The following is a 22,766-nucleotide window of genomic DNA, read 5'->3' as shown; positions in this document are numbered from 1 at the left end:
AAAATTCTCATTGATATCAAACCTTAATGAAATTTAACTTTTTGTAAAACAAATTCAATTAAACTTTATTTAGAAAAAAGTTTATTAAAATAAAAAAAGGAAAAACAATGGGTCAACAAGAATTTGATGTGCTTGTCATCGGAGCTGGAATTTCGGGAGCAGCATTATTTTACGAGCTTGCAAGATATACAAATATTAAAAATATTGCTTTGATAGAAAAATATAATACAGCTGCAACATTAAATTCTAAGGGAACGAGTAATTCTCAAACCATTCATTGTGGAGATATTGAAACCAATTATACTTTAGAAAAAGCGCGAAAAGTAAAAAGAACAGCTGATATGATAGTTAAATATGGACTCATGCAAAATGCGCAAAATAATTTCATGTTTTCTCATCAAAAAATGGCTCTAGCTGTTGGAGATATAGAATGTGATTATATGAAAAAACGCTATGAAGAATTTAAAGAACTTTATCCTTATATAAAATTTTTCGATAAAGCAAAAATCAAACAAATTGAACCCAAGGTTGTTTTAGGAGAAGATTGCAATCAAGATAGACCTGAAAATATCTGTGCCATGGGTGTTGAAAGCGGCGAGGTTTTTACAACTGTAGATTTTGGGAAAATGAGTATAAATCTAATAGAACAAGCCCAAAAACAAAATAAAAATACTTTCGTTGGCTTTAATCAAGAAATTATTCACATAGAAAAAAAAGATGATATTTTTATATTAAAAACCTCAAATCATCAAGAATACCATGCCAAAAGCGTAGTTGTCAATGCTGGGGCGCACTCTTTATATTTAGCACATAAAATGAACTTAGGTATGGATAAGTCTTGTTGGCCTGTTGCAGGAAGTTTTTATTTAACCAAACAAAAACTTTTAAATGGCAAAGTTTATATGGTGCAAAATCCTAAACTTCCATTTGCAGCCCTTCATGGAGATCCTGATTTGCTTGCTGATATGAACACTCGCTTTGGACCTACTGCACTTGTTATTCCAAAACTAGAACGTTATCATGGTCTAAAATCAGTTCCAGAATTTTTTGAAGCACTAAAACTTGATAAAACTGTTTTAAAAGTAACTTTTAATATGTTTAAAGATGCAACAATTAGAAATTACATCTTTTATAATTATCTTTTTGAACTACCTTTTATTGATAAAAGCTTATTTGTTAAAGATGCCAAAAAAATAGTCCCAAGTCTTAAAGCAAGCGATATTTATTATGCGAAAGGTTTTGGAGGCGTAAGACCACAAGTTATTGATAAAACTAAAGGAGAATTAATGCTAGGTGAAGCAAGCATCACAGAAACCCCTGGTATTATTTTCAATATGACTCCAAGTCCTGGGGCAACAAGTTGTTTAGGAAATGCTGAAAGAGATGCAAAGCTTATATGTAATTACCTAGGAATGGAATTTAACGAAGATAAATTTTCTTCAGAATTATTGTAATCATTTTGTTTCTATTTTTAGCTACAATAATTTCAAAAGGAGTTTACCATGCTTAAAAAAACAAAAATTGTAGCCACAGTAGGTCCAGCAAGTGAAAAGGAAGAAATTCTACGCCAAATGATTATCAATGGTGTAAATGTTTTCCGTTTAAACTTTTCTCATGGAACACATGAGTATCATAAAAAAAACTTAGATACCATAAGAAAAGTAGCTAAAGAATTGCATACTCGTATTGGAATTTTACAAGACATTAGCGGTCCTAAAATTCGTACAGGTGAACTTAAAGAACCATTTGAATTAAAAAAGGGTGATAGACTTGATTTTTATCGTGAAACAATTTTAGGGGAGAAGATTGCTCAAAATCATTACAAAATCAGTATTAATCAAAAATCCATTTTAGATATGTTAAAAATTGATGAATATATTTATCTATATGATGGATCAATTCGTGCTAAAGTAGTAAGCATAGATGATCAAAAAATTGAAACCATTATAGAAAATGATGGTTTTTTAAACTCAAATAAAGGTATTAATTTTCCGAATACTAAAATCAATATTGATGTTATTACACAAAAAGATAAAAATGATTTACTTTGGGGTATAAAAAATGAAGTAGATTTTTTAGCAATATCTTTCGTACAAAATGCGCACGATATTGATGAAGTTCGTGAAATTTTAGCACAAAATAACGCAAAAATATCTATTTTTGCAAAAATTGAAAAATTTGATGCAGTAGAAAATATTGATGAGATTATTAAATCTAGCGATGGTATAATGGTTGCAAGAGGAGACTTAGGTATTGAGGTACCTTATTATAAAGTTCCTAATATCCAAAAAGAAATTATACAAAAAGCAAACAATGCCTCTAAGCCTGTTATTACTGCGACTCAGATGCTTTTTTCATTAGCCAAAAGCAAAACCGCCACAAGAGCTGAAATTTCAGATGTTGCAAATGCTGTTTTAGATGGAACAGATGCAGTAATGCTAAGTGAAGAAAGCGCCGTTGGTATAGATCCTGCAAACGCTGTTGATATAATGTGCCAAACTATAATAGAAACAGAAAAACGCTATCCATATAACAAATTTAATGATTTTAATGATTTAGACAATACAGATAAAATCATGCGTTCTTCAGCTCATCTTGCAACAGATCTTAACGCTGATGCTATTTTTTCTTTAACAAGTAGCGGAAAATCTGCTATTAAGATTGCAAGATATCGTCCAAATATAGAAATCATAGCAGTAGGGCATTCTGAAAAAACCTTAAACTCTTTAAGTATAGTTTGGGGAGTTAATCCTGCAATCTTGGTTAACAAAAGTAATGAACTTACAGAATTATTAAAAGACTCTGTAAGATCAAGTGTTGAAAAAGGTTTTATGGATGAAGACAAATGCTATCTTCTAACTGCAGGCTTTCCAACAGGAGTAGAAGGTACTAGCAATCTTATCCGCATTCTCAATAAAGAGCAAATTGCTTATTATCTACAATAAAACATTAAATTCCTTTGAAAATAAGGAATTTAATGTCCTTATAAATTTTTTAAGCCAAAAGTCGATATAAATTAAAGCCTCACACAAAGGAGCAAATATGCAAGTGAATACTTTTTCAAATATCGCTAGCATGGCACAAACACAAGTTAGCAATAAGAAGGCAGATGATGCTAAGGAAAACACAAAAGACAAAAATGTTCAAAGTGCTAATTCTAGCAAGGATGTAGATAAAAATACCCTTGAAAAATTAAATGCACTTGGTGGAAAAGGCATTACACAAATTTACCTAGTTCAGTTTCAACAGCAAACAATGAATGCTGTAATAGATTCGAGCAATGCCCAAACTGGACTAGATAGTCTTTTAAATGGTGCCAATTTAGATACTGCGAAATCTATACTTACAAATATTGATTTTGCATCCTTAGGCTACAGTGGCAAAAATCCACTTGATATGAATACAGATGAACTTCAACAACTTGTAAGTGAAGATGGTTTTTTTGGAGTGGAAAATACAGTCAATCGCATCGCGGATTTTGTTATTAAAGGCGGTGGCGATGATGTTGAAAAATTAAAAAAAGGTCTTGAAGGTATGAAAAAAGGATTTGAGCAAGCAGAAAAAATGTGGGGTGGAGAACTTCCTCAAATCAGTCAAGATACAATAGATGCGGCACTTAAAAAAGTTAGCGATCGCATCGATGAACTAGGCGGAAAAACTCTAGATCTTCAAGCTTAACTAAAAATGCTTAGAAATTTCTAAGCATTTTTAGTTGTTATTAATATCAAAAGTAAAAAATTCACTCTTAAAATTATTAGGTAAAGTTTTATACTGAGATATCGCAGCTTCATAGTTCTTTACTTCTTGATACAACATACCAAGAGCTGCTTTACTCTCTTTGTTATTTTTATCTGTAAGTTTAGAAAGCTGCAAAAGCGCTATAGCTGAATTTGGATTATTTGCACCTACGGCTGCTACGGCTGCTAAAAATAAAGTTTTAGTATCTTTAGCTCCATAATCATCAATCAAAGAATTATAAAGCGCATAAGCCTCCTCGTATTGCTGTGCAAAAATATCCAAATAAGCTAAAGTTTGTAAAATACCCTCATCTTTTGCTCCTGAAACATTAATCAACTCTTTAAATTTCTGTCTTTCTAAATTTAAAAGCCCTGCAATATGCATTAAATTAACATAAAATTCCCTAGCTATATTTGGCCCACCAAAAACACTACGATAATCAAGTTTTAAATTTTTAAAATGAATTTGAGCATTTTGAGCATATTCTTTAATATTTAAATTTGAATTTAAAGAATTAAAATACAAAATATTTGCCAAAATATCTTCAGGCAACTCTGAACGCAATTTAGCAATTTTCACATCTACTTGATTATTAAGGTTATTATTTTTAGCAACAATAGCTTCAAAAATCAAACTCAAAGGCGTATCTTTTTTTGTTTCATCTAAATAAGGAAGCATAGAAATATAATTATTATTAACTAAAAATAACATACTTTTTTGCATATTAGCTTTAAAATTAGAATCAGCAGCTATATTATCAAGAATTTCATTGTAAAGTTTAGTTATATCAATATCAATTAATTTTGCACAAAACATAGCAAAAGCACCTGCTAAGTAATTTTTAGGATTAAGATGATATGAACTTGAAAAATGCTTATAAGCAAGTTCATAATTTTGCATTTGGGCATAAGTTAAAGCCAAATTATAATGTAAAATACTATGTTCTGGATAATCCTTGATAAGTTTTTGAAATTCTTGGTTAGCAAGGCGTAACTTCTGATTTAATGCATAGTTAATAATATTGGCAATTTTTACATTGGTAGATGAAAGAGCTTTGCTTATATTAAGATAAATTCCCGCATCAGTACTATCATCTACGAAATCTGTAACATTAGCTTTTTTAATATATAAAGCAGCCTGCTTACTATCAAAAACCTGATAAGGTGCAAAATAAAAAAGCAAATCGAATTGATCTTTTTGTTTTTTTAACAAATCTTTTGAAAAAGAATTTTGAGCAACTGCTATATTAAAAAGATCCTTATTTAAACGAACTTGAATTTTATAAGTATCTAAAATCTTATATCTATCTTTATCGTTATCATAAGAATTTTGCAAGCGCACTAACATATCTTGATAATTTCCTGTTTTAATATCAACCAATGTTAAAGCCGCTAAACTCTGATTAAAATCTCTTTCAATTTTCATCGCTGTGCTTAAAGCGACTTTAGCTTTAGCATATTCTCCTATTCTAGCGTATAAAAGACCTAAAGATAAACTAGATTCAAAATTGCCTTGAGAATTTAATTGCTGTATAGCCTTGGAATCAAAGTCCATTTTTGCATAAATTTTAGCAGACAAATACTTTGCAACATCAGAATACGGCTCCACATCTGTTCTTTGCAACATTTGTAAGGCCTCAGGGTAATATCCTTTGTAATAATTAATCAAGCTTAAATAATAATCATATAATTTTGATTTTCCTTCTTTTGGAAGATACACTTGAGCTAAATCAATATAATATCTAAATTTTTCCTTATCATTAAGCTTTAAAGCACAAACAGCAGCATTGATAGCAGCTACACTTTGATTTTCTCCATTGGCTATAGCTTTCTTGAAGCTTTCAAAAGCTTCTTGGAATTTATTCTCATTCATTTGAGAAACGCCTAAATTATAATTAGATAAAGATTCGTTATATACGGCAACTTGCTCATAAACTTTTAAAGCCTGTTCAACCTCACCCTTTAAATATAAAGCATTTGCTTTTTGGATCATACCATCAATTCTTTGCATATCATTGTATTTATATGATTCATCAGGCATAACAACAGGTTGTTCTAAAGGCTTAGAAGCTATAATATCTGGTTTAATTTTTCCTTCACTAAAAGTTAAATAAAAAAGTGTAAAAACTAAAATGCAAATAATCCCCAAAGATAAACCCACAAGAGACATAAACTTACGATCTTTATACCAAGGCGTAGGCTCTTGACTTTCAACTTCTTCAAAAGTTGATACATCTTCAGGCGCACTTTCTCTTGTAAATTTAAAACCACTATCACTATTTTCTTGAGGTAATTCTTCTGGCAATGATGCAAATTCTTCATCTTCTGGAGCTTGCCCCTCTTGCCCCTTAAATCCCTCTAAACTCTCATCAAGTCTTGGTTGATTTAAGCCATCTTCGGGTTTTTCTAGTATTATATCTTCTTGTTCAGCCATCTATACTCTTTAAAAATATTTTTTCAAAGCATCAGGAATATGAATTTTTCCTTCTTTATCTTGATAATTTTCCATAATCGCTACCAAGGTTCTTCCTACTGCCAAAGATGAGCCATTAAGAGTGTGAACGAGTTCATTTTTTCCTTGTTCGTTTTTATAGCGAATTTTAGCGCGTCTTGCTTGAAAATCACGACAATTTGAAACCGAGCTGATCTCACGATATTTATTTTGTCCTGGAAGCCACACTTCAAGATCTACAGTTTTTGCCGCACTAAAACCCAAATCTCCGGTGCAAAGCATCAAATGTCTATGCGCTAAACCTAAAGAACTCAGCAAATCACTTGCACACTCAAGCATTTCATTAAACACGCTATCACTTTGCTCAGGTTTAGTGATACTTACAAGCTCTACTTTTTCAAACTGGTGTTGTCTTATAATACCTCTTGTATCACGCCCTGCACTGCCTGCTTCTTTTCTAAAACAAGCACTATAACAAGTCATTTTTATCGGTAAAGTTTCACTAGCTAAAATTTCTCCGCTGTAAAGATTGGTTACTGGAATTTCAGAAGTTGAGATCAAATACAAATCCTCATCATCTACCTTATACATATCTTCTTTAAATTTTGGCAACTGACCTGTCCCAAACATAGTAGCACCATTTACCAAAAAAGGTACATTAACAAATTCAAATCCACGACTTCTATTAAAATCTATCATATAATTTACCAAAGCACGACTTAATAAAGCTCCTTCGTTCTTAAGCACACAAAAACGGCTTTGTGAAATTTTTACCCCGCGCACAAAATCAAGCCAATTTAAACTCTCACCTAATTCAAAATGTTCTTTTGGAGTAAAATCAAAGCTAGGCGGATTTAATACTTTTTTAAGCTCTACATTTTCATCTTCATCTTCACCCACAGGCACACATTCATCAGGGATATTTGGGATGGCATGAGCGATTTCTTCAAGCTCATTTTCTAAAACATTTACTTTAGCGCTTTGCTCATTAATTTTGCTTTTATTTTCACTTAATTTTGCTTTTAAACTTTCTTTATCTTCGGCTGTAGCAAGCTCTTTACTGAATTTATTTTGAAAAGCTTGAAATTCTTCTAAAGTTGTTTTTTCTTTTTTTAAACTTGCAAAAAGTTCAGCAAGTTTTTTTAAGATATTTTCATCAACTTTTTTATTTTTTAACTTTTTAGCCACTTCATCAAAATTATTTTGCAAATTTTTTAAATCTAGCATTTTCTACTCCTTAAAGTCCGATTTTTTCATAAATTTTTTGCATTTTTTCTTGGGCGATTTTTCTTGCTTTTGTCGCACCAAAATCCAAAATTTCTTTCAAATGCGAAGGCTTTTCTAAAAGCTCATTATATTTTTCTCTTGCTTCTTTAAAATAAGCATTTACAAGCTCGTTTAAATACATTTTAAAATGTCCATAACCCTCACCACCTTTTTCATAGCGTATTTGTAATTCTTTTTGCCCTGATTCATCTAAAAAAAGCTTTGCGATTTTAAAAATATTGCAGTTTTCATGATCTTTTGGATCTTCTAAAGCGGTGCTATCTGTAACTATGGAAGAAATTTGTTTTTTTAAGGTTTTTTCACTGCTAAAAATATCTATAGTATTTTGATAAGATTTACTCATTTTTGCCCCATCAGTGCCTACAACTACAGCTACTTCTTCATTAACTTTAGCCTTTGGAAGGGTAAAAATTTCACCCCATTCATTATTAACTTTTAAAGCAATATCACGTGCGATTTCAACATGTTGGATTTGATCTTTTCCCACAGGAACAATTTGTGTATCAAAAAGTAAAATATCAGCTGCCATTAAAACAGGATAAGAAAAAAGCCCATGTGAAGCACTAAGCCCCTTAGCAACTTTATCCTTGTAACTATGCGCACGCTCTAATAAACCCATAGGAGTAAATTGCGATAAAATCCAATAAAGCTCCATAACTTCCTTAACATCACTTTGCAACCAAAAAACGCTTTTTTGAGGATCTATACCAAGGCTTAAAAAAGCCGCAGCAGCTTTTAAGGAATTTTGTTTAAGTTTTTCTCCATCTTGAGAAGAAGTCATGGCATGATAATTAGCAATAAACATAAACATTTGGCTTTTTTCTTGTGCATCTACCATTTGCTTAATCGCACCAAAATAATTACCTATATGCAAATCGCCACTTGGCTGAAGGCCTGTTAATACTCTCATTTTATCACCTTTTTAATCTCGCTTAAAAGCTCATCTATATTTTTATTTTCTATATTTAAAATAAAATTTGCCTTTTGTTCATACTTGCTTAAACGCTCATTATATAATTTTTTTGCTTTAATTTCATCATAAAATAAAGGTCTTTTAGAAATTTCATCTTTGTCTAAACGCTTTTTTAAATATTCAAAATCTGCTTTTAAATAAATACAAAAACCTGCTTTTTCTAAATTTGAAACATTAACAAAACCCCCGCCTGTAGCAATACAAGCTTTCTCACAAGAACTAAAAAAATCAGCCATTTTTTGCTCTTGTTCTCTAAAAAAATTTTCCCCTTTTTGTTCAAAAATTTCACTGACTTTTTGATTAAATTTTTGTTCTATTAAAAAATCACTATCTAAAAAAACAAGATCTAAATCCTTAGCTAAAGCTCTTGCTAAAGTGCTTTTTCCAGAACCCATAAATCCTATAAAAACGATATTTTTAGCTTTCATCATTTTCTTTACTGCCCTTTTTACGCGAAGCAATCACTAAAGGCACACCTTCAAAATTAAATTCTTTTCTGATTTGATTTTGTAAATAACGCTTATAGCTAAAATGCAAGGCCTTAGGACGATTCATAATAAGTGCAATTTTTGGCGGTGCTAAGTCATATTGTACTGCATAATAAATTTTAACCAATTTCCCATAATCATGCGGCAAAGGATGTGCTCTTGTGGCATTTTCTATCAAGGTATTAAGCTTAGAAGTTTGGATTTTTTGAGTGAAATTTTCAAAAATTTGCAAAATTTTATCGAGTAAAACATGCACCCTTTTTCCACTTAAAGCTGATACGCTAATCACGGGTGCGTAAGCTAGAAATTTAAAACGATCAAGACGCAATTCTTTTACAGTCTTATCAAAATCCATCTCACTTTTATCCCATTTATTTAAAACAATAATCACACCTAAATAATGCTTAGCCACAAGCCCAGCAATGCGTTCATCAAGCTCGTTAAAGCCCTCATGCGCATCTAAAACCAAAAGTGCTATTTGAGAATGAGATAAAATTTTTTCCGTGCGATTTAGGGCAAAGCGTTCGAGTCCTTGAATTTTACCCCTTTTTCTAATACCTGCAGTATCAACAAATTCTATCACTTTATCTTTATGAACTACACTTTCATTAACAGGATCTATAGTAGTTCCTGCAATAGAACTTACAACACTGCGTTCTTGTTTAACCAAAGCATTTAAAAGACTTGATTTTCCAACATTTACACGCCCTACAATACCCACTCTGATATGATTTTGATCGACTTCTTTAAATTGAAATTCTTTTCCTTCTTCATAATGCTCTAAAAAATCTTCTAAATTTTCTTCTTCATCGGGGATTAAAAACTCTTCATGTAAAAATTTTTCAAGCCATTCATAAAGTTCATCTAAGCCTACATTATGGGTTACTGAAAGATTAAAGATTTCCTTTACGCCAAAATTTGCAAACTCCCAAGCCCTTTCTTCATCTTTTTTATTATCTACTTTATTAATCACTAAGGCTATAGGTTTTCCAAGTTTTTTTAAAGAATAAAAAAACTGTCTATCCTCATCATCAGGCGCTAATTTCCCATCAACTAGATAAAGTATGATATCGCTTTCTTTAGCTACTTTTAAAGTGTTTTTTTTCACATTTTTAAAAAGTTCATCACTTTCATCAAGCCCCCCACTATCAATAAGCATGGCTTTTTTTGAATGAATATGAATTTGCGTTTTATTTGTATCTCTAGTTGTGCCTGAAATATCACTTGTAATAGCTATTCTTTGTCTTGCCATTCTATTAAAAAGGCTTGATTTTCCCACATTTGGCTTACCTATAAGTATAATGCTTTGCATTTTTTTCCTAGAAAATTATATTTTTAAAATTATATAAAATTTGGCTTAATATTAAGCAAAAAAAGACTAGAATTAACCCAGATTTTAGTCAAGGAAAAAAAATGCTAAAAGTAATCAAGCATAATTTAGGAATTTATTTCATGATTTTAGCATGTTTGGATTTTGCACTTATGGGAGCTTGTGCAAAAATTCTTAGCAAGGAAATGAGTTCTATAGAAATTATGTTTTTTAGAAATATCATAGGAATTTTTTTCATAGCCTATCTTTTAAAACGATCTAAGGCACATAAAGAAGGGGGATATTTTTGGCTCTTGGTATTTCGTGGAGTAGTAGGCACGCTTTCACTATATATGTTTTTCTATAATGTTTCAAATATTACACTAGGTGGAGCTTTTGCTTTTCAAAAAACTGCTCCTATTTTTATTACTTTAATAGCTTTTGTTGTTTTTAAAGAAAATATTGGCATCAAAGGCTGGATAGGAATTTTAATAGCATTTGATGGAGTGCTTTTAATCGCTCAGCCTTGGGCTCATAATTTAAATCATTCAGGCTTTGATTTAAAAAATTCAGTTATAGGTATCACGAGTGGATTTTTAGCCGCTTTAGCTCTTACAAGTGTAAGAGAACTTAGAAAATCTTACACTACAGAACAAATTGCCTTTTCTTTTATCCTTTTAGGAACCTTAATGCCTTTAATTTCTATGATCAGTGCTGAATTTTTTGAACCACAGCATCTTGATTCTTTACATTTAGATTTCATTCTAGCACCTTTTGTGATGCCAAGTCTTACAGCTTGGCTTATCATTGCCATTATGGGAACTTTAGGCACCATTTATCAAATTCATGTCACTAAAGCTTATGGTATCGCTAAACAAGCAGGAGTGGTTGCCGGAGTTAGTTATCTTGATGTAGTATTTAGTATGATAGTTGGGATAATTTTGGGAGATAATTTACCAAGTACTATGGTTTTTTTAGGTATAATAGGCATTATTTTTGGTGGATTAATTTTAGTTAAGAACAAAGGAAAAAAATGAAAAAAATGATACTCATTGCTGGTCCTTGCGTGATAGAAAGCAAAGATTTGATTTTTAAAGTTGCTGAACAGTTAAAAAATTTTAATGAAAATCCAAATATAGAATTTTATTTCAAATCAAGTTTTGATAAGGCCAATCGCACAAGTATTAATTCTTTTAGAGGTCCTGGTCTTGAAGAAGGATTAAAAATTTTACAAAGCGTAAAAGATGAATTTGGTATGAAAATCTTAACCGATATACACGAAAGCAATCAAGCAAACCCTGTAAGTGAAGTAGCTGATGTCTTGCAAATTCCTGCTTTTTTATGTCGTCAAACTGATTTACTTGTAGCCGCAGCAAAAACTAAGGCAAAAGTTAATATCAAAAAAGGACAATTTTTAAACCCAAGCGATATCAAATACAGCGTTAAAAAAGTTCTACAAACCCGTGGCATAGAAGATGAAGGCTATGAAGCTGCTCAAAAAAATGGTGTTTTTGTAGCTGAAAGAGGAGCTAGCTTTGGCTATGGAAATCTAGTAGTAGATATGCGTTCTTTAGTTATCATGTGTGAATTTGCTCCAGTTATTTTTGATGCTACCCATAGTGTACAAATGCCAGGGGCTGCAGGTGGAAGTAGCGGAGGGAAAAGCGAATTTGTAGAACCTTTAGCAAGAGCGGCAGCAGCCGTAGGCATAGATGGCTTTTTCTTTGAAACACATATTAATCCTTGCGAGGCTTTATGCGATGGATCTAATATGCTTAATCTTACACGCCTTAAAAATTGCGTTAATACATTACTAGAAATACAAAATATCATAAAGGAAAACAAATGAATATTATTGAAGGAAAATTAAATTTAGACTCAAATACAAAAATTGCTATCATTAATGCAAGATTTAATCATATCATCACAGATCGCCTTGTAGAAGGAGCAAAAGATGCTTTTTTAAGACACGGAGGCAAAGAGGAAAATCTAAGCCTTATACTTGTTCCTGGTGCTTTTGAACTTCCGTATGCGTTAAAAAAAGCTATAGAAAGCAAAAAATTTGATGCAATTTGTTGCGTAGGTGCAGTAATTCGTGGCTCAACTCCGCATTTTGACTATGTTTCAGCAGAAACCACCAAAGGCATAGCCAATGTGAGTTTAAATCATAATATCCCTGTAAGCTTTGGTGTTTTAACTACAGATACAATAGAACAAGCCATAGAAAGAGCTGGAAGCAAAGCAGGCAATAAAGGCTTTGAAGCTATGACAACTGTAATCGAGATGTTAAATTTAAGCAAGGAGCTTTAATGGCAACGCGTCATCAAGTTCGCCAAAGCGTCATCTCCTTGCTTTATGCTTTTGAGTTAAATTCTCAAAACAACGTTTTTGTAGATGAAATTTTAGATGAAAAAAAAATACGCAATGAACAAAAAAATTTTACTTTAAATTTATATAATGGAATTTTAGATAATTTAAACAATATTGATGAAACCTTAAATTCATTTCTAAATGATAATCAAATTACAGCTTTAGGACATGTAGAAAGAGCTATACTAAGACTTGGAGCTTATGAGTTACTTTTTACCGATACTCCTAGCGCCATTGTCATCAATGAGGCTATAGAACTTGCTAAAGAACTTGCTAATGACAATTCTCCAAAATTTATAAATGGAGTTTTAGATGCCTTAATAAAGGCTAAAAAATGAAGCTTTGTGTCGCACTTGATCTTTCTACAAAAGAAGAATGCTTACAACTTGCCAAAGAATTAAAAAATTTAGACATATGGTTAAAAGTAGGTTTAAGAGCATATTTAAGAGATGGTTTTAAATTCATAGAAGAACTTAAAAAAGTTGATGATTTTAAAATATTTCTTGATCTTAAAATTCATGATATTCCCAACACTATGGCAGATGCTTGCGAAGAAGTATCAAAACTTGGTGTTGATATGATCAATATCCACGCAAGTGCTGGAAAAATAGCCATACAAGAAGTTATGACACGGCTTAGCAAATTTTCAAAAAGACCTTTAGTTTTAGCAGTTTCTGCTCTTACGAGTTTTGATGAAGAAAATTTCTTTAGTATTTATAGACAAAAAATTGAAGAAGCTGTAATTAATTTTTCAAAAATATCCTATGAAAATGGACTTGATGGTATGGTATGCTCTGTTTTTGAAAGCAAAAAAATTAAAGAGCACACAAGTTCAAATTTCTTAACCCTTACTCCTGGAATTCGTGCTTTTGGAGAAACAAGTGATGATCAAAAACGTGTTGCTAATCTTGCAATGGCTAGAGAAAATTTGAGTGATTATATCGTTGTGGGAAGGCCTATATATAAAAATGAAAATCCTAGGGCTGTATGTGAAAAAATTTTAAACAAAATACACAGAAAAAATATAAGCGAAAACGATATAGAGCAAAATTATGAAGTAATTCAGCAAAAAGAATGGGATATGTGTAATCACTTTGAAGAATGGATTAAAACTCAGCCTGATAAAGAACATGCTTTAAAAGAATTTTATGCTAAGTGTGGGATAAAATATTGAATTATCAACAATTAGAATGCGATTACTTTAATCTTTACAATCAGTTTCTTAGCGTGGATTTTCAAATTTCATTATTTGAAAAAGATCATAAAGGTTTAATTAAAGATTTTATATTTTTTTATTATCAAATTTTAAAACAAAAAGACTTGAGCTACTTGCTTGAGGTAAGAAATAAAATTTCCCTGAAAGTTTATAATTATATGCAAGAGCACTCCACTTCTCCAAAAGATTTAAGTCTTATTTGTCTAAGAGAAAATAAACATATTAAATTTTTTCAAATATTTTACAAGGCTCTCGCTTATTTTGTAGCCTTTAGAAAAAAACTTGATGGAGAACAAAAAATTAAAAATTTGATTTCAAATATCAATGACTGTTTTGGCTATCATTTCTTGAATTCTGACTTTAACAATCTTCAAAATTTTCAAAAAAGCGATTTGTTCACCTTACCTGAAAAACATCTTAAATATTTTCACTTCGCCATGATTCATCTTTGTTTCATGGTTTTAAATCCTTTAAATTTTAAAGACTCTAATCGGCATCTTGATAAAGCGATTAATTATCTTGTCGATGGAACTTTTGAAATTTATGAGCTCATCTTTAAAGAATATTTTTTATTGTTTTCAAAAGATAAAGAGCTCAAGGATGAATTTAGAAAATTAAAAAAATTAGAATTTAAAATTCTAATGCAAGAAACTTCAAAAATTAAACTACTTAATCACTATAAAGAATTTTGCGAAGAAATATTCTACAATATAGAACTTGAAAAAATCACACAAAATTAATCCTGTATTAACATTGTTATAGTTTAATAATAAAAATTTTTAATAAGGAAAAATTATGCTTATAACACCTGAAAAACTTTATAAACAAAGGAGAAATTTTTTAAAACTTGGAGCGGGTGCTTTAATAAGTTCAAGCGTGCTTGCTTCTAAACTATCTGCTTTAAATTTCGCAAGCGATACTAATCCAAACAAACTTGAAATCAGCGATGAAGAACTGGCTACAAATTATGTCAATTTTTATGAATTTTCAACAGATAAAAGAAAGGCTGTATCATTGGCACAAAATTTCAATACTCAAAATTGGAAAATCGATATCAGTGGAGAAATAGAAAAACCTTTAACTTTAAGCATGGAAGATATTTTAAAATTTCCACTAGAAGAAAGAATTTATCGTTTTCGCTGTGTTGAAACTTGGTCTATGGTGGTACCTTGGGTAGGCTTTGAATTGCGTCGTTTGATTGAAATGGCAAAACCTACAAGCGAGGCAAAATTTGTTAAATTTACCACTCTTTTAGATAAGAGCCAATTTCCCGATCAAGACGCTTTATTTCCAACTATAGACTATCCTTATGTAGAAGGACTTCGCATGGATGAAGCTATGCATCCTCTTACCTTGCTTGCAGTAGGAATGTATAAAAAAGCCTTAAAGCCTCAAAATGGCGCTCCAATACGCCTTGTTGTTCCTTGGAAATATGGCTTTAAAAGTATTAAATCCATAGTTAAAATAGAATTTACCAAAGAACAGCCTAAATCCACTTGGGAAAGTTACGCTCCAAGTGAATATGGTTTTTATGCTAATGTCAATCCTAATGTTTCTCATCCTAGATGGTCTCAAGCTAACGAGAGGGCTTTAGGAGACTTCTTTACCAAACCTACTTTAATGTTTAATGGATATGAAAAAGAAGTGGCAAGTTTATATAAAAACATGGACTTGAAAGTGAATTTTTAATGCAGACAAAATACTTTAAATTTCTTGCTTATTTTAGCTTTATCATAAGTTTAATCTATGGCTTTTATCATATCATAAAAGCCTTTGATTTTGTAAAAGAAGCCTATATTTACACTGGAATATTTGCTTTAATCTTTTTAAATTTAAGTCTTTTATTTTCTTTACTTAAATTTAAAAAAACAAAAAATTATCCTAAAATTTTAGGTATTTTTGCAGCTTTTTGGGCGATTTTGCACTTTTTAAATTATTTTATTTTTGATAGAAATGCTCAAATTTTAAGGCTTTTCAATGATATTTCACATCGTTTATTAGAAGCAAGTGGATTTATCGCATTTTTAATCATATTTTTAATGCTTTTAAGTTCTTTTAAAATCTTTAAAAAACTTATTAAAATCAGAAAACTAGGATATTTATGCTTAGTTTTGGCAAGTTATCATTATTTTTTAACCCCAAAAATTCCTATGTTTTGGGAATGGAGTGCTTTAATTATAGCTTTGTTTTATTTTATAGTTCGCTATACAAAAACATTAAAAAAGTTAAAATCCAACAATCTTACTTTTATCAAAACTTGAATTTAATTCTTTTTGTATGCTTTCTATAAAATCTTGCATTTTAAAAACCCCATCTTTTGATACAGCTACTTTCAAAGCTGTATTCTTCACCACCATTAAAATTTGTGCTCCACTTAATTCATAATTTGATAAAATATTTATATCAAAATCTTTTTCAAATAATGCTTTTTTAGGTAGAAATTTTTCCCAAATTTTAAGCCTATCTTTAAAATCAGGTTTTTTAAATTCTATCTTATAATCAAATCTTCTTGAAAATGCACTATCTAAGCTTTCTAAAAAATTTGTCGTAGCGATAATCACACCACTAAAACGCTCAATTTGCTCTAAGAATATATTTTGCATTTGATTATGCATTTTATCACTACCACTACTTCCATCTACACGCGTACTTAAAAACTGATCAGCTTCATTGAGAAGTAAAATAGGACTTTGTTTACAAGTTTGCACGATATTTTTATAAGTATCAAAAATTTTTCTTACATTTTGCTCACTCTCTCCAACCCATTTGCTCAAAATTTTAGAACAGTCAAAACTAAGAACAGATTTTTTCATTGATTTAGCCATAGCTAAAGCTGACATAGTTTTTCCAGTACCAGCAGGACCATAAAAAATAATTTTAGCTTCTATATTTTTATTACTCTTTATACCCCAAGAATGAAGTCTTTCTAGGACTTTTTTATCTTGTTGTTTTAAAATATTTTCTAAAAGCTCTTTTGTATTTTCAGGCATAATAATATCATTGATGTCAGTGCTTGGTTCTATAAGCTCGAAAATATCTTGATCTTTTAAAACACTTTCAATTTTGATTTTTTTACTTTGTTTTGGTTCAAAATTTATAATTCTTTGTAAAATTTCATCGATAATAAAAAAACTTTTAGAAATATCTCCAAAAGCATTTAAATATTCATCATACTCGATTAAGTTTAAAAGAGGAGCATTTTCTTGTAATAGTTTTTTATTTTTATGCCTTTCTAAATCATTTTCACTGATTAAAGAAAGTAAAGAATTCATTTCTCTAGAAATCGAACTTTCATTACTTAAGGCGTATTCTTCTTTTAAAAGTGCTAGAAAAATAATTTGTTCTTTATGTTCAAGATTGTATTCTTTAAAAATATCAGCCAATACATTATAAAATTTACTTTTTTTTAGTCTTTCTTTGATATGTTTTTCATAAAGTTTAATTTGATTTTTTATTTCACTATTATAAGCACTTTTTTGTATAAAACTTAATCTTTCGTATAATTGAATACGCGCAAATTCATCTTTTAAATATTCTAAATAATCTGCATAAGCCTCTTGTTTCTCAAAATTTAAACGAGGTTTTGCTTCTAAAAATTCTAAAAAATATTCACTTAGACTAAGCTCACTTTGCAATAAGGCAAGAGTTAATGTTTGAGTTTTATTATTTTCTAAACTTTTAAAAAAACTCGAATTTTGATTTACAAAACCTCTTTCGATAAGTTTTTTTAAATCCTCCAAAGCATCAAGATAAAGATACTTATCATTTCCAAAAATTGTCGATAATAAAGTAAAGGCATTGATAGAAGAAATAGAAACGACATAATTTCTACAAAGTTCTCTAAGAATCAAAGCCTCATTTTTAGCACACTTAAGCTCTTTATAAATTTGAGTATCTTCTATATTTTTCAAACTTAAAAAATTTTTTAATTTTTCCATTATTTTTTAAATTCCTTAAGCTCATCTTCGTTAAATTCTACGCAAATATTTTCATCTAAAAAATGACCTTCAAAAGGTAGATAACAAATTTTTAGTTTTCCATTATTAAGCAAAAAATTATTATTAAATTGTAAATTTTGCAGATCTTCAAAACACTCATCACATGTATTTTTAAGCTTCTCATGTAAAAGATTTTGAAATTTTTGATTTTTAGTATTATACAAATCATTTAGTTTTACAAATGCGTGAGCATTAATATCATAAACAAAATTATTTAACTCTAAAATAGCACGGCTCATACCATCTTCATAAAAATAATACCATTCTTCAAAACTAATTTTTCCATCTTGTAAAAAAATAGGCTTTTGGCGAATTTGTTCAAAACTAAATACACTCTTATGAACAGGATGAAATTCTTTAAAATCATCATTAAAACCTATAAAATCAAGACTACGCTTTATACGAATGCCATCTTGCGTTTCAACAAGTTCTAAAGTAGTTGTTCCTAAATTTTCTCCTTGAAAATTTTTATTATCATATGTAAGCATTTTAGAAGAATTGATTTTATATTTTTTACGCTCATCCTGCCAAAAATCATTTGTCTTAACGAGCGGAATCTCTAAATTTCCATTTATATCATCAATAATTAAAAAACTAGAACTTGTTTGATTTTTATCCCTGTCAAAAAGTGGAGTCATAGGCGCATTATCATAAACTATGGCAAAAATTTCTTTATCCTGCAAATGATAAAAATACAATTCACCTTTATAAACTTGCGCTAAAGCTAGATTTACAAAGCAAAATACCAGTAAAAAAAATTTCAAACTCTATCCTTTAATTTTGAATATGCGTTAAGATAATTTTAGTATGTGAAATTTTATCAAAAAAACTTACTTTATTATCACAAACTTGATAAAAAATTTCATAATTTTTTGCTTTTAAATTTTGTTCAAAACCACAATCAGTTTTTTCTAAATTTTTACCCTGCCATAAAGCATTTGCCTTTAAAATATCACTTAAAATATCATCATAATATACATTTTTAAAAAATTTTTGATTAAACACTTTTTTATCATAACACACTGCATTGATACAAATTTTATCTTTGATTTTGAGTTCAAAAAAAGCTTGCCCTAGTTTATAAACTTCTAAATTTAAAGCATTATTTTCTTTTTTTAAAAAAGCTGCGTCATTGATTTTTATCATAGGAGAAGCAATCAAAACCATCAAGCTTTGACTCGAAAAATTTTGATTTTTCACACTACAAGCACAAAGAAAAAAAATAAAACACAGAGCTAAACAATGCTTCAAATTTGACCTTATTTAAGATTTTTAAAACTGATATTTAACTCTAAATCAAGCTCTTTTACAAGCTTCATCACAGCTTGTAAATCATCAATTTGTTTTGCTACAACACGAATTTCTTCACCACGAATCGAAGAATTAACTTTAAGTTTGCTATCTTTGATAGCTTTATTGATTTTTTTGGCATTTTCACTATCAATAGCATCGTTTGCTTTCAAATTTAAACGAAACATTGCTCCACTTTCACGAGAAAGCTCTTTAATAGCATTAGGATTAATTCCTCTTTTGATAAGTTTAGAAATCACTATATCTTTTAAAACATCAAGCTTTCCTTCACTAGAAGAACTGAGTTTAAAAATACTCTCTTTTTCGCTTAAATCAATCTCACACTTAATTCCTTTTAAGTCATAACGACTATCAAGTTCTTTTTTAGCTTGTTCAAAAGCATTTTTTAACTCTTGTTTATCTAAAGCTGCTGAAATATCAAAACTATGTTCACTTGCCATTTTCTATCCATTCTTTTAAATTATTATAAACTATATCCATTAAAGCATTTAAAGCCTCCTTGCTCGCCCACGCAACATGAGGAGTGATAATAAGATTTTCTTTATTTTTAATGCTTAAAAGTGGATGATTTTTCATCATAGGTTCAATTTCTAAAACATCAAGCCCTACACGAATATTTTTTTCATCTATGATTTTAGCTAAATCATTTTCATTGACAATCCCACCTCTTCCTACATTAATCAAAATCGCATTATCTTTTAAAAGCTTTAATTCTTCAAAGGCGAGTAAATTTTTGGTTTTTTCATTTAAAGGTGCGTGGATACTTATAATATCGCAAGTTTTTAATAAATCTTTTAATTCCAAATGTACAAAATCTGCGTTTTTATTAGCTCCACTCGTAGAATAATAATAAATTTCGGCTCCAAAAGCCTTTGAAATTTTTGCCACTTCTTTACCTATGGTTCCTAAACCTATAATACCATGTTTTTTGCCACTTAAGGTGTTTAAAATTCTACTATAATCTGTAAAAATAGGACTTTCACACCATTTACCCTCTTTGCTCCATTTGTCATAATAAAGCACTTGATTTAAAAAAGCAAACATAAACGCAAAAGTATGTTGCACCACACTCATAGTAGAATACCCAGCAGCATTTTTTACAATAATACCTTTTTCTTTAGCATACTCAATATCGATATTATTAACCCCTGTAGCAGTTTCCAAAATGAGTTTTAAATTTTTACAAGCATCAATCACATCTTTATCAATTACAACCTTGTTTGTCATGGCGACATTAGCATCTTTTAAACGCTCTATGGTTTGCTCTTTATTTGTTGTGGTATAAATTTGCAAAGAACCAAATTTTTCAAAAACACTTAAATCATAATCCCCTAAAGTTGCCGCATCTAAACAAACAATTTTCATTTCTAATCCTTTATAATATGTCCTACAAATTTAGAATAATTATCAAGCACAAGTCCTCCTTTTCTAAATCCTAAGCCACACCCTTCATAAGCAAAGAAAACACCTGCTTGATAGTATTCGTTTTCACATGAATTAAACTCTACATATTCTTGATAAATAGCCTTATTATTCCCATAAGGACCTACATTCTCATGCAAAGTTTTTCCATCTTTAATTATACTGATATTTGCACCTTCTCTACCAAAAACAGGTTTTTTAACATAGTTTTTACCTTCCAAAGGAGTATCTTTTGTTTCTAAAAGTAATGGATGATTTGGATAAAGTTCCCATAGAATTTTTAAAATTCCCTTAGATTGAAATAAAAGCGTATAAGCAGGATTTAAAATAATTGCTCTTTGATTACGCATGATTTGAGTTAAAAGCATAGCAAGTTCACCCTCTTCTATGGCTATATCTTCCCAAGGAATAAGCTTAAACCAATACTCATAATTTTCACCCTCTTTAAAAATTCCTTCTTCACTAAATTCTACCTCATCTACAAAGGAAAAATTAGTTTGAAAACCTGCTTCATTGGCTATATGTGCAAGCAATTTTGTAGTGATTTCCTCTTCTTTACTTCCTGCAACACTTGAAAAAAGAATTTTCCATCCTTGATAATGCTCTTCAAACCCTTCAACACTTTCATCAAGGGTAATAAGTCTTTTAAAATTATCCATCAAACTTTCATAAATGCTGTTAAATTGTGCGCTTTCATCCATTCCATTTTGTTTTAAAAGTGCCCATTGTAAAATCGCACTTTCAAAAAGAGCAGTAGGGGTATCAGCATTAAATTCTATAAGTTTTATAGGCTTGCCATCAAGTCCACCCGCTAAATCAAAACGCCCATATAAATGCCAATGAACCTCATTTTCCCAACTCATCTTAATCGCATCAATAAGATTAAAAGGAATTCCAAGCTCATCAAAACGATCATTATTAATCACTTCTTGCGCTGCAGCAATAAACATATCATAAAGCTCATTTACCGCTTCATAATAAGCATTAGCTTCACTTTCCTTAACACAAACTAACTTATTGCTAATATAATCACTTCCATCTTCATCTGTATGCCAAGAAAAACCTATATTTTCTAAATAATCTTTTTGAAGTTTGTCTACTTGTAATAATTGCATTATTTATCCTTAAGAGCCAAAAGAAGAACTAGAACTTGTGGCTTTAGAGCCTCCACCAAAAAAACCTGATTTTTTAGCACTTGAAGCAGAGCTTGTTGTGCCTGCTTTATTAAAACTATTAACACTCCTTTGATAAGCACTTTGATTTGAAAAAGCACCGCGTTGTTGGTTGGCAAAATTTTGATTATTGAAAAGTTTTGAACCTATCCAACTTCCTAAAATAGCACCTGCAGCACTTGCGAGTAAAGTTTCCCCTAAACTCAATCCCCCACTACTGATTTGTCCATTGTCTTTAGTTAAATTTGAAGTTCCATTATCAATTTTAGCTGCTTCTTCTTTAATCAAAGCATCCATTTCTTCTTTGGATAAAATTCTTTCTGTACCATTAAGATCTTTTAAAACTACCCTTGTTTCATCACTTGGATATTGATCTTTGATTTTATACTGCCCTGGAGCTGTTTCTTCGATAATTACAAAAGCTCCTTGAGCATTAGCTGCTTGATTTAAAGTATCTGCATTGTCATTATTACTTCCACAACCTGCTAAAGCACCTCCAGCAACAGCTGCTAAACCACCTATCATACCAATTTGAATGATTTTTTTGATTTTTTTCATAAGTTTATCCTAAAAACAGAAAATTTAAATTAGAAATTTTAACAAAAAATAATAAATACTTTTTAATTTAATACCAAATGAAGTTTGTAGATATAAAAAAGCCCTTTCGGGCTTTTGGGTTAGAGTCTTGACTCGTAGCGTCTAAGCATATAAAGTCTTTTAAGCATTTTTTTGCGTGCTGAAATTTTTTGTTTTTTGCGAATTTCAGTCATAGGCTCAAAAAATCTTCTTGCTCTTACTTCAGTCACAACTAGATTTCTATCTACTTGTTTTTTGAATTTACGATACGCTTCATCAAAAGACTCGTTAGGATGCACCTTGATTCCTGGCACAGTCCTCACCACCTTTCTGTGTAAATTTTTGTTGTGAAATATAATTATAAAACACTTCTTATTAATTCTAACTTAGAAAGCATTTAAAAATTGTTTTAGTTTTTATCGGTTATAATCCTTAATTACAAAGTGCTAAAAAAT

The 22,766-nt window shown here is 30.2% G+C and carries 24 protein-coding genes; 11 read left to right on the top strand and 13 right to left on the bottom strand.

The window, feature by feature from the left end; translation table 11 throughout:
* Window positions 1-107 precede the first annotated feature (107 nt).
* The 3 genes from FBF15_RS02670 (at window position 108) to FBF15_RS02660 (ending at window position 3,678) form a co-directional block, all read left to right on the top strand.
* On the top strand, window positions 108-1,454 hold the full coding sequence (locus tag FBF15_RS02670; protein WP_002859474.1) for an FAD-dependent oxidoreductase: 1,347 nt from the start codon (window positions 108-110) through the stop codon (window positions 1,452-1,454).
* Between the two features lie 48 nt (window positions 1,455-1,502).
* Window positions 1,503-2,945 carry a pyruvate kinase gene (gene pyk, locus FBF15_RS02665; protein WP_002872547.1) on the top strand — a complete coding sequence of 481 codons (1,443 nt, stop codon included), beginning with the start codon at window positions 1,503-1,505 and terminating at the stop codon, window positions 2,943-2,945.
* A 97-nt stretch (window positions 2,946-3,042) separates the two neighbouring features.
* Window positions 3,043-3,678: a hypothetical protein gene (locus tag FBF15_RS02660; protein WP_038816914.1), complete on the top strand. Its 636-nt coding sequence runs from the start codon at window positions 3,043-3,045 to the stop codon at window positions 3,676-3,678.
* 30 nt (window positions 3,679-3,708) lie between these two features.
* On the opposite strand, the gene pflB is transcribed toward FBF15_RS02660, so the two are convergent.
* Genes pflB through der form a run of 5 tightly spaced genes read right to left on the bottom strand, consistent with a single transcriptional unit; the run spans window position 3,709 to window position 10,249 of the window.
* The gene (pflB, locus tag FBF15_RS02655) at window positions 3,709-6,171 is read right to left on the bottom strand and encodes a motility protein PflB (protein WP_038816915.1); all 2,463 of its coding nucleotides are present in this window, start codon (window positions 6,169-6,171) and stop codon (window positions 3,709-3,711) included.
* Between the two features lie 9 nt (window positions 6,172-6,180).
* Entirely contained in the window at window positions 6,181-7,416 is a 1,236-nt protein-coding gene (serS, locus tag FBF15_RS02650) for a serine--tRNA ligase (protein ID WP_165434549.1), read from the bottom strand.
* Between the two features lie 10 nt (window positions 7,417-7,426).
* Window positions 7,427-8,386 (bottom strand): tryptophan--tRNA ligase, encoded by a 960-nt coding sequence (gene trpS, locus FBF15_RS02645; protein WP_002920165.1) that lies wholly within the window; start codon window positions 8,384-8,386, stop codon window positions 7,427-7,429.
* Entirely contained in the window at window positions 8,383-8,880 is a 498-nt protein-coding gene (locus FBF15_RS02640; RefSeq protein ID WP_002860280.1) for a shikimate kinase, read from the bottom strand. Before FBF15_RS02640 ends, trpS begins: the two co-directional genes overlap by 4 nt.
* On the bottom strand, window positions 8,867-10,249 hold the full coding sequence (gene der, locus FBF15_RS02635) for a ribosome biogenesis GTPase Der (protein ID WP_038816916.1): 1,383 nt from the start codon (window positions 10,247-10,249) through the stop codon (window positions 8,867-8,869). The genes FBF15_RS02640 and der overlap by 14 nt, the downstream gene beginning before the upstream one ends.
* Window positions 10,250-10,350: 101 nt before the next feature.
* Between der and FBF15_RS02630 the strand changes: the two genes are divergently transcribed.
* The 8 genes from FBF15_RS02630 to FBF15_RS02595 are packed head-to-tail and all read left to right on the top strand — an operon-like array spanning window position 10,351 to window position 16,093.
* A complete protein-coding gene (locus FBF15_RS02630; protein WP_038816917.1) occupies window positions 10,351-11,283 on the top strand; it encodes a DMT family transporter in 933 nt (310 codons plus the stop codon).
* Window positions 11,280-12,095, top strand: a complete 816-nt coding sequence (gene kdsA / locus FBF15_RS02625) for a 3-deoxy-8-phosphooctulonate synthase (protein ID WP_038816918.1) — start codon at window positions 11,280-11,282, stop codon at window positions 12,093-12,095. The genes FBF15_RS02630 and kdsA overlap by 4 nt, the downstream gene beginning before the upstream one ends.
* Complete coding sequence (gene ribE / locus FBF15_RS02620; RefSeq protein ID WP_002854278.1) at window positions 12,092-12,556, top strand: 6,7-dimethyl-8-ribityllumazine synthase; 465 nt, start codon at window positions 12,092-12,094, stop codon at window positions 12,554-12,556. The genes kdsA and ribE overlap by 4 nt, the downstream gene beginning before the upstream one ends.
* Window positions 12,556-12,954 carry a transcription antitermination factor NusB gene (nusB, locus tag FBF15_RS02615; protein ID WP_002824771.1) on the top strand — a complete coding sequence of 133 codons (399 nt, stop codon included), beginning with the start codon at window positions 12,556-12,558 and terminating at the stop codon, window positions 12,952-12,954. Before ribE ends, nusB begins: the two co-directional genes overlap by 1 nt.
* On the top strand, window positions 12,951-13,790 hold the full coding sequence (gene pyrF, locus FBF15_RS02610) for an orotidine-5'-phosphate decarboxylase (RefSeq protein ID WP_165434548.1): 840 nt from the start codon (window positions 12,951-12,953) through the stop codon (window positions 13,788-13,790). Before nusB ends, pyrF begins: the two co-directional genes overlap by 4 nt.
* On the top strand, window positions 13,787-14,572 hold the full coding sequence (locus tag FBF15_RS02605) for a hypothetical protein (protein WP_038816919.1): 786 nt from the start codon (window positions 13,787-13,789) through the stop codon (window positions 14,570-14,572). Before pyrF ends, FBF15_RS02605 begins: the two co-directional genes overlap by 4 nt.
* Window positions 14,573-14,627: 55 nt before the next feature.
* Window positions 14,628-15,521, top strand: coding sequence for a protein-methionine-sulfoxide reductase catalytic subunit MsrP (gene msrP, locus FBF15_RS02600; RefSeq protein WP_165434547.1), 894 nt, complete (start codon window positions 14,628-14,630; stop codon window positions 15,519-15,521).
* The gene (locus tag FBF15_RS02595) at window positions 15,521-16,093 is read left to right on the top strand and encodes a sulfite oxidase heme-binding subunit YedZ (RefSeq protein WP_038816920.1); all 573 of its coding nucleotides are present in this window, start codon (window positions 15,521-15,523) and stop codon (window positions 16,091-16,093) included. Before msrP ends, FBF15_RS02595 begins: the two co-directional genes overlap by 1 nt.
* Here the strand turns inward: FBF15_RS02595 and FBF15_RS02590 are convergent.
* The 8 genes from FBF15_RS02590 to rpsU form a co-directional block, all read right to left on the bottom strand.
* Complete coding sequence (locus tag FBF15_RS02590) at window positions 16,058-17,770, bottom strand: ATP-binding protein (RefSeq protein ID WP_002854291.1); 1,713 nt, start codon at window positions 17,768-17,770, stop codon at window positions 16,058-16,060. The two genes, FBF15_RS02595 and FBF15_RS02590, sit on opposite strands and share 36 nt — an antisense overlap.
* Window positions 17,770-18,594: a hypothetical protein gene (locus tag FBF15_RS02585; protein ID WP_002868686.1), complete on the bottom strand. Its 825-nt coding sequence runs from the start codon at window positions 18,592-18,594 to the stop codon at window positions 17,770-17,772. Before FBF15_RS02585 ends, FBF15_RS02590 begins: the two co-directional genes overlap by 1 nt.
* A gap of 10 nt (window positions 18,595-18,604) precedes the next feature.
* Window positions 18,605-19,081, bottom strand: a complete 477-nt coding sequence (locus FBF15_RS02580; protein WP_002854442.1) for a hypothetical protein — start codon at window positions 19,079-19,081, stop codon at window positions 18,605-18,607.
* Window positions 19,082-19,089: 8 nt separating this feature from the next.
* Entirely contained in the window at window positions 19,090-19,581 is a 492-nt protein-coding gene (locus tag FBF15_RS02575) for a YajQ family cyclic di-GMP-binding protein (RefSeq protein WP_002854188.1), read from the bottom strand.
* Window positions 19,571-20,506, bottom strand: a complete 936-nt coding sequence (locus FBF15_RS02570) for a D-2-hydroxyacid dehydrogenase (protein ID WP_002854730.1) — start codon at window positions 20,504-20,506, stop codon at window positions 19,571-19,573. The genes FBF15_RS02575 and FBF15_RS02570 overlap by 11 nt, the downstream gene beginning before the upstream one ends.
* 2 nt (window positions 20,507-20,508) lie before the next feature.
* On the bottom strand, window positions 20,509-21,678 hold the full coding sequence (locus FBF15_RS02565; protein WP_002858689.1) for a glutathionylspermidine synthase family protein: 1,170 nt from the start codon (window positions 21,676-21,678) through the stop codon (window positions 20,509-20,511).
* A gap of 9 nt (window positions 21,679-21,687) precedes the next feature.
* Window positions 21,688-22,293, bottom strand: coding sequence for a UPF0323 family lipoprotein (locus FBF15_RS02560; protein WP_002854351.1), 606 nt, complete (start codon window positions 22,291-22,293; stop codon window positions 21,688-21,690).
* Window positions 22,294-22,412: 119 nt separating this feature from the next.
* Window positions 22,413-22,625 carry a 30S ribosomal protein S21 gene (rpsU, locus tag FBF15_RS02555; protein ID WP_002780697.1) on the bottom strand — a complete coding sequence of 71 codons (213 nt, stop codon included), beginning with the start codon at window positions 22,623-22,625 and terminating at the stop codon, window positions 22,413-22,415.
* Window positions 22,626-22,766 lie beyond the last annotated feature (141 nt).

The organism is Campylobacter sp. CFSAN093233, assembly GCF_011068165.1.
Taxonomy (GTDB): Bacteria; Campylobacterota; Campylobacteria; order Campylobacterales; family Campylobacteraceae; genus Campylobacter_D; species Campylobacter_D jejuni.
This window is presented reverse-complemented; position numbering and strand designations above follow the sequence as displayed.